This is a genomic window from Candidatus Hinthialibacter antarcticus (assembly GCA_030765645.1).
Classification (GTDB): domain Bacteria; phylum Hinthialibacterota; class Hinthialibacteria; order Hinthialibacterales; family Hinthialibacteraceae; genus Hinthialibacter; species Hinthialibacter antarcticus.
This window is the reverse complement of record JAVCCE010000072.1, coordinates 135829-148251: the sequence shown is the minus strand read 5'-3', so window position 1 is coordinate 148251 and position 12423 is coordinate 135829. Positions and strand designations below refer to the sequence as shown.

The window sequence follows — 12423 nt, the reverse complement described above, 5'->3', positions numbered from 1 at the left end:
ACATGATCCTTCAACCCGATTATCAAGTGACGCTATCAAATGAATACAGAATCAGGGAAGCTAAAATAGAGTGAGTTGTAAAGAGGAAACAACCCAAATCTCTTCAAACGGCTAAACTGTTACAAAAGAACGAACAAAACAGAAAAATATAAAGAGAAATTCTTATAATAAGCAATTATATTTTGGGTTATTCTAGGGTAATGCGGTGTAATATTTTGCAATAATAATGCAAATGCTAAAGCAAAAGTAAACGGTAATAAATAGGGTTGGTCATAGATATACCAGGTGAAATAATACAAATCCTTTGCTTTAATTAAAAATGGCGTTATGAATAACCCCAACGCAGAAGGAAAAAGAAGAAGTGGAATAAGCAAGTCACCAGTATGTAATTTTTTCCATGAACCGGCTGCAATTAAAACACTAAAAAGACCTACGCACATAAAAATGGTATGGAAACCAAGAGTTGTTGGTGCACCGTCGAGAATCCAACCATTCGGCTGCAATATATAATGAAATTTTGATGGAATGCCAACCGAGAAGCGCGCGGCTTGATACAAATATTCAAACGGAACCAACAACGGAGAGGTTGCCCACCCCGCTTCGGGCGTCTGAGCAAACACGGTTAAAAAACCCGCTTTAATTGATGACGATGTAGGTATTAAGCGCCCAAACGAATAATATGCATAGGCGCCCCAAGCAAAAACAGGCGTAAGGAGTCCTGCAATTGCATAAATATTCAATTGAGACCAACGACGTAATGAGAAGAATAAAACAAACAGTATAAACACAGTCGAAGGAAGCAGCCGAGTCAGTAATAAGAGCCCGGAGAAGGTTCCAAATAACAAGGGGAGGGCAATCAACCTCTTGCTAGTATTCTCTTTAATTTGAAAAAAAATATCAACTATTATTGCTAAAAGAAAACAAGCCAGTGCGTTTTCTTTGACTGTAATGAATGACAAAAACACAGGGACATTCATTAAAAAACAGAGCGCGCCAAAGATGCCAGCAATGTTTTGTATCCATTCGGGTTTGTCGTGCAGTGCTTTTTTTAGAGAGGAATAAAGCAAAAAACTTGTACTTACAAATATAACTGCGTTAAAAAAAAGGGCGCATCGTAATAAATTATGTAAAGACCCCACGCAACAATTTATCGCTGCAAGGGCAATCGCGTATAGTGGTTGAAAGCCATAGGTGGGGTGAATGCCGTCAAACGTGAAAAAGCCATAACGTGAGAAATTAAAAGCAGGTAGGAGATAGTAAAATGAATCGTCATGCACGCTCAAGGCTAGCATGTCAATATTACTTGTAAAAAACCGCCGATAGGACAACGTCAAAATAACAACGGCCGCAGTGAAAAGACAAAGTTGATATGGATTAATTGGGGTAGGGCGGTTCATAGAGTCGCCGCGCAATTTAAGTAAGTGCCGGAGGGGGGACTCGAACCCCCACGTCCCGAAGGACACTAGGTCCTGAACCTAGCGCGTCTACCAAATTCCACCACTCCGGCATCTGCGTCAAAACACGGTATACTCTACATCAGTTTGCATGACGGTAAAGCCTGATCGCTGAGTCTTTTCCAAGCACTCCTGTGGGATTTTCCAGTATACTATTCACCGAACAGAATCTGACAGGGTATCCGCTATGCAAAAATCCGAAAGTCTCCAAACTTTGCATCATCAACTGTCGCAATTGACCCAAGAAGGCGAACTCTATGAACGTCTTGATGGAGAAAAGTTGCGCTGCTTCGCCTGCGGACACCGCTGCCTGATTCCAGATGGCCGCCCCGGCGTTTGTAAGGTGCGATTCAATAAAAATGGACGCTTGATGGTCCCTCACGGGTATGTCGCAGGCATTCAATGCGACCCCATTGAGAAGAAACCCTTCTTTCACGCACTGCCAGGAAGCGACGCCATGAGTTTTGGCATGTTGGGCTGCGACCTGCATTGCGGTTATTGCCAGAATTGGCTGACCTCGCAAACCTTGCGCGATCCAAGCGCTTCAGGACGCTTTGAACCCGTCTCGCCAGAACGCTTTGTTGAAATGGCGCTTCGTTCCGGCGCGCGCACGGTCACCAGCACCTATAACGAACCACTGATTACAGCCGAATGGGCGGTCGAGATTTTTCGTCTAGCGAAGCAACACGGTTTGCATACGTCATTCGTCTCAAACGGAAACGGAACGCCCGAAGTGGTCGAATACCTCAAACCCTGGACGGATTTTTATAAAGTTGATTTGAAGAGTTTTCGCGATAAGAATTATCGCAACTTGGGCGGAACGCTTCAAGCAGTATTGGACACCATTCAGTTATTGTACGCATCAAAATTTTGGGTAGAAATTGTGACGTTGGTTGTTCCTGGATTCAATGATTCGGAAAACGAGCTGCGCGACATCGCCCGTTTTGTCGCAAGCGTATCGCCCACCATCCCCTGGCACGTCACCGCCTTCCATGAAGATTACAAAATGCAGGGGATGGGCCGCACGCAAGCCCAAACGCTGTTGCGCGCCGCCCATATAGGTAAAGAAGAAGGGTTGCAATTTGTGTACATCGGAAACCTCTCTGGTCAATGTTCGGAATGGGAAAATACCTATTGTCCCTCCTGCGAGACATTGCTGATTGAACGAACTGGGTTTATCGTCCATCAAAACAGAGTCGTCAACGGCTGCTGTTATTCATGCAATGCAGAAATCCCCGGTGTTTGGAACGCAGGATGAGACGGCTTCGAACTCGATTGGTATTTGCTTTTTTTGTTGTCGCGCTTCTGGCGATGATTCCAGTGGCGATCATCCCCTATTACAGTTTCAATCTGGCGAAAGAAGAAGAACGCCACAATGACCTGCAAGTGGAAATCAACAAACTGACTTGGGAACACAGCGAGTTTCAAAACAGAATTCAACGCACGGTTCTTAACACGTCGATTCAATATCTGATCAATAATACCTTCAGGACCCGAACTTCAATTCCGCAGATGATGAAGACCGCCGAGTATCCAACAAGCGCGACCGTCCAAGCGGAGATTAACGTCTATAATAATATTTTGTGGGACCTTCAAACCGATTCCGCCAAAAATTATTTTAACCTTGAACGCGAAGATTTATCCGTCAAAACACTCAAAGAATACGAAAATGAAATTCAGCCTCTTTTTGAAGAAAAGCGCTTCATTGAAGAAGATAATAAAGTCTATCAATGGATTGCCGGCAAATTAAGTTACGGCACACACCGCGACAATATGGAAATAGTCGGCGTGGTAGTGGTAAAAACGTTGCTCTTTATCAAGAACATTGATGACAAAGATTCTGAAGTCTTTTCTGAAAAAAAAGCCCAGTACCTCAACAACAGTCCATTAGAAATCATCAATGCGCGCCCATCGCTATTTCAAGACCACCTGCCGGAAGACGCGATGGAAAAGATGTTTGATTTCGGCGGCGAATTAGATTTTAAATCCGTTGAATTAAAATCCGTCCAATTGCCTTTTATCAATAACGGCGCAGAGTCTCACGTGATATTGCTTCCGATTGTCAATCAAAATGGGCAAGCAACAGCGTTTTTTGTTCACTCGCGGCCAGTGGTCGCCGTTTGGATTTTTTCTTACCCCGCGACGCAGATTAGTTTTGGCATCACGCTATTAGTCATCCTGATTATCGCAACCATCATCGCGCGGTCGATTGCGGCGCCGCTGCACCGCATGGCGTCGGCGTCTCACGCGATGGCGCAGGGAAATTTTGACGTCCGCATAGAAGAGCGCGGGACGGAAGAACAGCGCATCATGAGTTCAGCGTTCAACATCATGGCGGAACGCATCCAAGAACAAATCGGCGCACTGAACGAAAACACCAATCAGTTGGAAACCAGCAACCGTGAATTGGCGCAAACGCAACGGTTTCTTGAAAACGTTTTGTCCGGCATTTCAACCGGCGTCATGAGCGTCGACCAAGAAGGCTTTATTCGTTTGATCAACCCGGCAGGATGCAACGTGTTCGGCCTGGAGAACCCGTCAGGAACAAAAGTCCTTGACGTCATCCAAGCCCCTGCGTTTACGGATTTCATCAAGCGGGCGCTGACAACTGGCTCATCCATTTTTGAGCGCGAGATCACTTGTGCGGTTGATGACGAGACGGTGTTGCCATTACAAGTGAGCGCTCTGCCTATGTTAGAAAACGGGGAACCGACTGGACTGGTGGTAACCTTCCACGATCTTTCTGAAATTCGCAAACTGGAAGAACAAGTCCGCCGCCAAGACCGCCTCGCCTCTTTAGGACGCATGTCGGCGGGCGTCGCGCATGAAATACGCAATCCGCTTGGCATCATCCGCGGCTCGGCGCAATTGCTGAATAAGCGCTTCGGCGACCAGGCGGCTGAAGAAGGACTGACCACATTCATCATCGAAGAAGTGAACCGCCTGTCACGCGTCGTGAATGACTTTTTGATGTTTGCAAGACCGCCGGAGCCGGTGATTGACGCCGTTAGCGCCCATGATTTGGCCGCGCAAATTAATGCGTATACAGAGCCAAATGATGAGGGCGCCGTTTATTCATTTGAAACAATCGTAGAGCCTGACTTGCCGCCGATTGCCATTGACCCGGCTCTATGTAAGGAAGCGTTTTTGAATTTAATTTTAAATGCGCAACAAGCGATGCCAGACGGCGGGGCCATTCAAATTCACATCAAACGCTGGGACGGAAACACAGCGGCGGTTGAGATCAAAGACCAGGGAAGCGGTATCTCTCCTGAACAGATCGACCGCATTTTTGATCCGTTCTATACGTCCAAAGACACAGGCACCGGCCTCGGCCTCTCACTGGTTCATCAAATCATCTCCAGCCACGGAGGCCGCGTCGAAGTGGAAAGCATTCATGGGGAAGGCAGTTTGTTCCGTATTATTCTTCCATTTTATTCCCAACAAGAGAATGAATCTGCGGGCAACATAATTTCATAAAATGAACACGCATTCTGAAAAATCTATCATGGTCCATCAACAAAGCGCTTCTTTGAGGCTTGCTGCTGTAGAAGAAATCATTCAATTGCGCCGCGATGTTTTAATCATTGGAACAGACCGCACGTCTCCTGAATTCGACGGAGACCATGGCGCGAACACGCGACATTTCGGCGCATTCATCGAACAAAGCAATATCTGCTGCTTGAGTTGGATGCTTTCGGAAATTGACGAAGCCCCCGCTTGGCAATTACGCGGCATGGCGACGCATCCAAATGATCGCGGGTCGGGCGTTGGGCGTGAATTATTGAAATTCTCAGAAAACTATGTTGCTTCAGAATCAGAGATCCGCCAATTCTGGTGCAACGCCCGAACTGGCGCGGTTGGGTTCTATCAAAAACAAGGCTGGCTCGTATGTTCAGACGAGTTTCTCATCTCCGGCGTCGGGCCGCATTTTAAAATGAAGAAAACCTTTCATGCAAACGCCTAGTTTGTATCTTTATGCTTGTTGATGTGGTCGTTTGCCCATTCGGGCTTGTAGTTTGGGTTCGATGTTGGCATCTGCGCATTGACGCTCTGGCGCCATTCGACTAATTGCTGATGCAATTCATCGCGCTTTTGAATGTTCAAATTTGCCAGATTGAATTTTTCACTCAAATCATTTTTCAAATTGTATAATTCAAGTCGTCCATCTTCAAAAAATTCGAGCAATTTCCAATCGCCTTTACGGATGGCGCCATACGGGGTTGAGCCGCCAGGATGATAATGCGGATAATGCCAATAAAGCGCCTCGCGGTTTACGCTTCCTGACTCAGTCAAAACCGGAAGCAAATCCACACCGTCGATGTTTTCTTTCACTGGCGAATCAATGTCGAGCGCACTCATTACCGTTGGGAAAAAGTCCGCGCTAATCGCGGGGACGTCCGTCACGGAGCCAGCCCGCACCTTGCCCGGCCAGCGAATCATTAACGGGACGCGCGTCCCGCCTTCATACGGCGAGCCTTTGCCCATACGCAGGGGCGAATTATTGGTTTTGGGAACCAAGCCGCCATTGTCGCCAGTGAAGATAACTAAGGTATCATCAGTCAAGTTTAATCGGTCGAGCGTTTGCAAGACGGAACCGACGGCGTCATCAACGCTGTTGACCATCGCCGCGTATTGCGGGTCGCGCTGGTCAGACCAGGGTTTGATATTTTCTTTATACTTATCGGTATAATTTTTCTTTCCCTGAATCGGCGTGTGCACAGCAAACAACGGCAAATATAAGAAAAACGGATTGTCTTTATTTGATTCAATAAACTGAACCGCTTCCTGCGCCATGCGGTCTGTCAGATATTCACCGTCAGGGCCTTCTTCTAAAGTGGGAATTTTGTATGGAGCAAAATAGCGCGGCGGCTGACCGCGATGGGTGCCCGCGATATTTAAGTCAAAGCCCTGCGATTCGGGATAAAATTTTTCGCCGCCCAAGTGCCATTTCCCAATGCTGGCGCTGGTATAGCCATGCGGCTTGAGCGCCTCGGCGATTGTGACTTCATCATGGGGCAGTTGAAGATTGAAATCGGGAACCTTGAGTTTCGCCCACGGTTTTTTATGTCCGGCGATCCAGTCGGTCAGATGCAACCGCGCAGGGTATTTTCCCGTCAGGATGCTGGCGCGGGTCGGCGAGCAAACCGTACATGCCGCGTATCCATTGGTGAAGCGCATCCCCTGGCTCGCAAGCGCGTCGATGTTGGGCGTTTCGAAGAGGGCGCTTCCCGTGCAAGCGGCGTCCGTCCAGCCGTAATCATCAACGAGAATCACCACGACGTTTAGTTTTTTTTCTGCCGCATAGGAAATCGGCGAAAGCGCAGCGGATGACAATGCAGCGGCTGAATAAGATAAAAAATCGCGTCGTGAAGTCTGGTTCATAGATTTCATCATTAGCTCCCAGGATCAAATTCCGCTATTCATCATCAAATAAGCGCATCGTAATTTCAAGGCTTACATTCAACCCGGATTCATCCAACAATACTCATAGTATGATTACAAAAGGAGTATCAACATGCCGCTTGCAGGCATTCTCGTATACCTATTCATTGATAGCGTAATTTACTTGCTGCGCCCTTTTTCTGAACTCCGTATGGAGTGGTATGCCACTTTGATGATTACTGGCGCCAATGGTCTCGCGGCGTGCGCACTAATTGTTTTTAAACCCATCCAAGATGAGCCTCCCGTTTGGCGCTGGTTCGCTCGCGGTATTTTCATTGCGTTTTTGGCCCATTGCTCAGCCATCGCAATTACGCTGCTGCTTCAGCGCCCGTTTGCCTGGAAAATTGCAGATGATGTATTGTTGTTGATCGCACACGCATTCATTGTCTGGGGGTTATGGCGCTGGGGCCAAATAGCGTTATCCGATCCAGAAACGCCAAGCGATACGGGGCAATCGTCCGCAACGATTGCGACCGTTTTTATGTTTTTCTTTACCGCAATATGCGTTATGGTTCCCGCGTTTGGTCTGTGGGGCGATCCGGCGTACGAACGGGCCGTTCACACGCTTCTAAACCTATTTGATATCTTAGGGTTTCTGTTTTGTATTCGTATCTTTTTTTATCATCAAAAACAACGCGCCTATTCTTTCTCGTCGCCCATCTACGTCTTCTCACTGGGGTTCGGTTTGCTCTGTTTGGCAAACCCGTTCGCGCAATTTCAAACCTTGCTTGGCGCGGAACTCACTTACCACTGGATCAACATTGCATGGGTGCTAGGATATTTACTCATTTCAAATGCAGCATGGCAAAGACGGCGAAAGTGACTGCGATTTCAATCCATCTCTCCAACCACTTTTATTGCCAAATGCTTTTCAAACAATCAACAGCAATTGCTACCTTATAACTTGTATCAACATATAAGGATTATAAGAATGAACTCAACACGAAACCTATTTCTTATTTCTGTTTTCGTATTTATTGCTCTCATTGCTCTTTTATTTTGGGAAACCAAACCGAAAAGTAATATGGCTGAAGGCGATGCGATTGAGTTCTATTGCGCTGCAGGGATGAAAGTTCCCGTCGAATTGATACGCGAGGCCTATGAAAAAGAATACGGCGTCCCAATTCAAATTCAGTACGGCGGTTCTGGTACGTTATTAAGCAATATTAAAATCGCCAACCGGGGCGACTTGTATCTTGCAGCAGACCAATCGTATATTGATATCGCGAAGCAGGACGGCTTGCTGCAAGAGACGATTCCGATTGCGAACATCACGCCCATCATCGCCGTCAAAAAGGGAAATCCCAAAAACATTCATTCTATCGAAGACCTGTTGCGCGACGACGTTTCGTATTCCTTAGCGAACCCTGACGCAGCCTCCGTTGGGCGCACTTGCAAAAATCTTCTCGAAGCCAGCGGTGATTGGGCGCAAATCGAATCCGGCGCCAAAGTCATGAAACCTACAGTGAATGACGTCGCCAATGACGTCAAACTCGGCGCCGTTGATGCGGGCCTGGTTTGGGACGCGGTCGCTGCGCAATATCCAGAATTGGAACGCGTTCATGTTGATGAGCTGGATCGCGGTGAAATGACAATCACCATCGGCGTCTTATCGTCTACCCAAATGCCAACCGACGCCTTACGGTTTGCGCGGTACCTGACAGCGAAAGATAAAGGATTGACCATCTTTAACAAACATGGCTATCGCGCAGTTGAAGGCGATGCGTGGGCGGTAAAACCAGAAATCGTCTTCTTCAGCGGGACCGTCAATAAACCCGCGATCGACGAAACCATCAACAAATTCGCCGAACGCGAAGGCGTTGAAGTTGATACCGTCTATAACGGCTGCGGCATTCTGGTTGCACAGATGAAAGCAGGCCAAAGGCCCGACGCCTATTTCGCATGTGACGTGAGTTTCGTCAAACAAGTTGGCGACTTATTTTTAGATTTCACAAAACTTGCGAAGACTGATATCGTCATCGCCGTGCAAAAAGGCAATCCCAAAAATATTCAATCCTTAAATGATCTCACCAATGAAGGCGTCAGCATCGGCGTATGTAATGAAGAACAAAGCGCGTTGGGCTACCTGACCATGCGCTTGCTTAAAGACGCAGGCGTTTACGAAGGCGTTCGCAAGAATGTAAAAAGCGAAGTCCCGGTCGGGCCATTTCTGGTCAACCAAACAGAAACCGGATCACTTGATGCGTGTATCGTCTACGAAGTTAACGCGCACCCCGCGAAAGACAAATTAGATATCATTAAGATTGACCACCCACTCGCAAATGCGACCCAGCCCTACGCCGTAGCGGATTATTCCGGTCATAAGTATTTGTTGAGCCGGCTGCTAGATTCTATTCGGGCACACCACCAAAATTTTGAGAACGTCGGTTTTGAATGGCTGGGCGGTTCAACCGATAATCAAGAAGAAGACGAGTGGACGAAAGACAAAGTAAAAACCTTAACCGGTCAAGAAATGTAAGAACGCAATGAAGCCAAACACACCGCAATCGGCTTTAAGCCTTAACGAAAAAGATGCAGCGCATTTGTCGTATCAGCAATTATTAGATATTCCATTTTGGATTTGTCTTTGGATCATTGCTGGCGCCTATGTTTTGCTGATCGCCGCCATGCTGCTGGCCGATTTATCGTATACAACGCCGTACGATCTGATCGAAGCGCTTAAGAGTGAATACATTCAATATTCAATTCGGTTAAGCCTGATATCGGTTACGATTTCAGCAATTCTCTCATTATGGGTAGCGGCGCCAATTGGTTATATATTGTCGCGCGTTTCATTTCCAGGAAAAAACGTCATCGACGCGATTTTGGATATCCCCATTGTTCTGCCGCCGCTGGTCATCGGACTGAGTTTATTGATCCTCTTTCAAGCGCCGCCGATCAAATGGTTTGAGAGCCATGTTTTTCAAATTACGTATGCGATTCCCAGCGTCATTCTGGCGCAATTTACGGTCGCCTGCGCGTTTGCGGTGCGCACCATGCGCAGCACGTTTGATTCGATTAATCCCCGGCAGGAAGAAGTGGCGTTGACGCTGGGTTGTAGCCGCTGGCAGGCGTTCTCGCTGGTGGTATTACCAGAAGCCAAGCGTGGAATGTTTACCGCGTTTACGTTGGCGTGGGCGCGAGCGATGGGCGAATTTGGGCCGATCTTGATTTTTGCTGGCGCAACCCGCGGCAAGACCGAAGTTCTGCCGACGACGGTTTTTCTTGAACTCAGCATCGGCAACATCGAAGCGGCGCTGAGCGTGTCGATCATCATGGTGTCCGCCGCCGTACTCTTACTTATCGTCATTCGCTATTATGGACTCGACTACTCTAAGCAAGGGGTGGCTTGAGAATTGATCTGCGTTGAAAACCTGTGCGTGAAACTCGGTCAGTTTCAGATTAACGATGTCTCGTTTGAAATCCCGCAGGGACAATACGGCGTCTTGATGGGAAAAACCGGCTGCGGTAAAACGACCATTCTTGAAGCCATCTGTGGATTAAAGCCCGTCCAATCCGGGAAAATCACCATCCAGGGACGCGACGTGACTCACGAAAAACCCGCCATGCGCGGCATCGGGCTGGTTCCGCAAGACGGTTCGTTGTTTTCCACCATGTCGGTCTACGAACATCTCGCTTTTGCGCTGCAAATCCGAAAGCGCCCACAAGACATCATCAAACAACGCGTCGAAGAATTGAGCGAACTGCTGGGGATAACTCACCTGCTTTCACGTTCCATTCACGGCTTGTCAGGCGGAGAGCGCCAACGAACAGCGCTGGGACGGGCGCTTGCGTATAACCCGCCAATTCTTTGTTTAGATGAACCACTCAGCGCATTGGACGACGATACGCGCGATGAGATGTGCGTATTATTGAAAGACGTCCAGCGCCACACGAAGGCGACTTTTTTACACATTACTCATAGCCGTGAAGAAGCCTATTTTTTGGCGAACATCATTTTACGAATTGAAGACGGAATTGTGACTCGCCCGCATCGCAGCGCAAAACCGACAAAATCCGCCATTTCTCCTGAGACAGAAAGGGCCGCATCATGAAAGTGAGCGTCGAATTGTCAGGGCAATTAAAACAAAACATCGGTTCCAGTTTGGTCGAGATTGAACTAGATGAATCAGCGAACACGCAGGATTTAATTCATCAATTAAAACAACGGCACTCAGACGCAATGTCGAAATTCGCCTTGGATTCATCCGGTCAATTGCTTCCAAGCCTGTTGTTCATTGTGAATGAAAAGCAGATTCGTCATGATGCGCCTGTCGCGTTAAAAGACGGCGACGTTGCCGCGCTGCTATCGCCGATTTCCGGCGGCTCGTTTTTATAATTTGGAGAGAGTTCAATATTTCATGAACCAAAAATCTTTAACTGATATCGACCACGCCGTCTACGAATGGCAAATGTGGGTAGACGGATTCGGCGAACCAGGTCAACGCGCACTAAAAAACGCAACGGTTTTAATCTCCCGCGCGGGCGGCCTGGGCAGCGTAGTCGCCTATGAACTCGCCGCCGCAGGCGTTGGCAAGTTGGTGCTCGCCCACAAAGGCAACGTCAAACCCAGCGACCTCAATCGCCAGTTGCTAATGACCTACGACTGGTTGGGCAAGCCTAGAGTTGAATCCGCCAAACGCCGCTTGAATGAGTTAAATCCTCACATCGAAATTGAAGCAATAGAGGAAAACATCAGCGAAGACAATGCCGAGCGCATCATTTCTCAGGTAGACCTTATCGTGGATTGCGCGCCGTTGTTTGAAGAGCGCTTCGCCATGAACAAACAGGCCGTACAACAAAACAAACCACTGGTGGAATGCGCCATGTTCGACCTGGATGCGCAGATTACTTCGATTCAGCCCGGCAAGACGCCATGCCTGCAATGTCTCCACCCTGAAAAGCCCGATCAATGGAAGCGTGAGTTTCCCGTCTTCGGCGCCGTTTCTGGAACCGTCGGCTGCCTGGGCGCGATGGAAGCCATTAAGATCATCGCTGATTTTGGAGAACCGCTCTACAATAAATTATTAACGATGGATTTACGTACGATGCGTTTTCGCCGGATCGAAATTTCTAGAAATCCTGTATGCCCGGTTTGTTCATAATTCAATTCTAACAAAGGATTCGTACAATGCCCGTAGAGTTAACCAGCACAACCATTACAATTTACATCTTGTTGGGGTTGGCAGCGGGGACCTTCAGCGCCATGTTAGGCGTCGGCAGTGGAATTATCGTCGTCCCATTTCTTACGCTGGTCATGTTGTTGCCTCAAAAAGAAGCGCAAGGCGTCGCCTTATGCATTATGGTTCCAATGGCATTAATGGGCGCAATTCGCTATCATATTAATCCAGATATTTATATTGATTGGAGACTGGTCATCATCTTGAGCGTGATGGTCGTTATCGGCGCCAATATCGGCGCAACCATAGCAGCAAAAGCCTCAAATAAAGCACTGCAAGTCGGTTTCTCCATCTTGTTGGTCATCGTCGGGTTCCGAATGCTGTGGACTTCGATCCGAGGGTGA

The 12423-nt window shown here is 47.8% G+C and carries 12 protein-coding genes and 1 tRNA gene; 10 read left to right on the top strand and 3 right to left on the bottom strand.

What is annotated here, in order from left to right; genetic code table 11:
- Positions 1-119 precede the first annotated feature (119 nt).
- Together P9L94_18445 and P9L94_18440 are read right to left on the bottom strand one after the other, a co-directional pair.
- Positions 120-1397: a hypothetical protein gene (locus P9L94_18445; GenBank protein MDP8246069.1), complete on the bottom strand. Its 1278-nt coding sequence runs from the start codon at positions 1395-1397 to the stop codon at positions 120-122.
- Between the two features lie 25 nt (positions 1398-1422).
- Positions 1423-1507, bottom strand: a tRNA-Leu gene (locus P9L94_18440).
- Between the two features lie 134 nt (positions 1508-1641).
- Here P9L94_18440 and amrS point away from each other — a divergent pair.
- Genes amrS through P9L94_18425 form a run of 3 tightly spaced genes read left to right on the top strand, consistent with a single transcriptional unit; the run spans position 1642 to position 5421 of the window.
- On the top strand, positions 1642-2712 hold the full coding sequence (gene amrS / locus P9L94_18435) for an AmmeMemoRadiSam system radical SAM enzyme (GenBank protein MDP8246068.1): 1071 nt from the start codon (positions 1642-1644) through the stop codon (positions 2710-2712).
- A complete protein-coding gene (locus tag P9L94_18430) occupies positions 2709-4934 on the top strand; it encodes an ATP-binding protein (protein MDP8246067.1) in 2226 nt (741 codons plus the stop codon). The genes amrS and P9L94_18430 overlap by 4 nt, the downstream gene beginning before the upstream one ends.
- A 28-nt stretch (positions 4935-4962) precedes the next feature.
- A complete protein-coding gene (locus P9L94_18425; protein ID MDP8246066.1) occupies positions 4963-5421 on the top strand; it encodes a GNAT family N-acetyltransferase in 459 nt (152 codons plus the stop codon).
- On the opposite strand, the gene P9L94_18420 is transcribed toward P9L94_18425, so the two are convergent.
- The gene (locus tag P9L94_18420) at positions 5418-6851 is read right to left on the bottom strand and encodes a sulfatase (protein MDP8246065.1); all 1434 of its coding nucleotides are present in this window, start codon (positions 6849-6851) and stop codon (positions 5418-5420) included. The two genes, P9L94_18425 and P9L94_18420, sit on opposite strands and share 4 nt — an antisense overlap.
- A 121-nt stretch (positions 6852-6972) precedes the next feature.
- Between P9L94_18420 and P9L94_18415 the strand changes: the two genes are divergently transcribed.
- From P9L94_18415 to P9L94_18385, 7 genes are all read left to right on the top strand, one after another.
- Entirely contained in the window at positions 6973-7722 is a 750-nt protein-coding gene (locus tag P9L94_18415) for a hypothetical protein (GenBank protein ID MDP8246064.1), read from the top strand.
- A gap of 201 nt (positions 7723-7923) precedes the next feature.
- A complete protein-coding gene (locus P9L94_18410; GenBank protein MDP8246063.1) occupies positions 7924-9378 on the top strand; it encodes a substrate-binding domain-containing protein in 1455 nt (484 codons plus the stop codon).
- Between the two features lie 7 nt (positions 9379-9385).
- Positions 9386-10252 (top strand): ABC transporter permease, encoded by an 867-nt coding sequence (locus tag P9L94_18405; protein MDP8246062.1) that lies wholly within the window; start codon positions 9386-9388, stop codon positions 10250-10252.
- Positions 10253-10255: 3 nt separating this feature from the next.
- The gene (locus tag P9L94_18400; protein MDP8246061.1) at positions 10256-10954 is read left to right on the top strand and encodes an ATP-binding cassette domain-containing protein; all 699 of its coding nucleotides are present in this window, start codon (positions 10256-10258) and stop codon (positions 10952-10954) included.
- Positions 10951-11238 carry a MoaD/ThiS family protein gene (locus P9L94_18395; GenBank protein ID MDP8246060.1) on the top strand — a complete coding sequence of 96 codons (288 nt, stop codon included), beginning with the start codon at positions 10951-10953 and terminating at the stop codon, positions 11236-11238. The genes P9L94_18400 and P9L94_18395 overlap by 4 nt, the downstream gene beginning before the upstream one ends.
- A 22-nt stretch (positions 11239-11260) precedes the next feature.
- Positions 11261-12004, top strand: coding sequence for a HesA/MoeB/ThiF family protein (locus tag P9L94_18390; GenBank protein MDP8246059.1), 744 nt, complete (start codon positions 11261-11263; stop codon positions 12002-12004).
- A 26-nt stretch (positions 12005-12030) separates the two neighbouring features.
- On the top strand, positions 12031-12423 hold the full coding sequence (locus P9L94_18385; GenBank protein ID MDP8246058.1) for a sulfite exporter TauE/SafE family protein: 393 nt from the start codon (positions 12031-12033) through the stop codon (positions 12421-12423).

Excerpts from the sequence above, each read along its gene's own strand:
- P9L94_18385 (MDP8246058.1), top strand. The coding sequence starts at position 12,031 with ATGCCCGTAGAGTTAACCAGCACAACCATTACAATTTACATCTTGTTG.
- P9L94_18415 (MDP8246064.1), top strand. The coding sequence starts at position 6,973 with ATGCCGCTTGCAGGCATTCTCGTATACCTATTCATTGATAGCGTAATT.
- P9L94_18405 (MDP8246062.1), top strand. The coding sequence starts at position 9,386 with ATGAAGCCAAACACACCGCAATCGGCTTTAAGCCTTAACGAAAAAGAT.
- P9L94_18410 (MDP8246063.1), top strand. The coding sequence starts at position 7,924 with ATGGCTGAAGGCGATGCGATTGAGTTCTATTGCGCTGCAGGGATGAAA.
- amrS (MDP8246068.1), top strand. The coding sequence starts at position 1,642 with ATGCAAAAATCCGAAAGTCTCCAAACTTTGCATCATCAACTGTCGCAA.
- P9L94_18425 (MDP8246066.1), top strand. The coding sequence starts at position 4,963 with ATGGTCCATCAACAAAGCGCTTCTTTGAGGCTTGCTGCTGTAGAAGAA.
- P9L94_18420 (MDP8246065.1), bottom strand. The coding sequence starts at position 6,851 with ATGATGAAATCTATGAACCAGACTTCACGACGCGATTTTTTATCTTAT.
- P9L94_18430 (MDP8246067.1), top strand. The coding sequence starts at position 2,709 with ATGAGACGGCTTCGAACTCGATTGGTATTTGCTTTTTTTGTTGTCGCG.
- P9L94_18395 (MDP8246060.1), top strand. The coding sequence starts at position 10,951 with ATGAAAGTGAGCGTCGAATTGTCAGGGCAATTAAAACAAAACATCGGT.
- P9L94_18445 (MDP8246069.1), bottom strand. The coding sequence starts at position 1,397 with ATGAACCGCCCTACCCCAATTAATCCATATCAACTTTGTCTTTTCACT.
- P9L94_18390 (MDP8246059.1), top strand. The coding sequence starts at position 11,261 with ATGAACCAAAAATCTTTAACTGATATCGACCACGCCGTCTACGAATGG.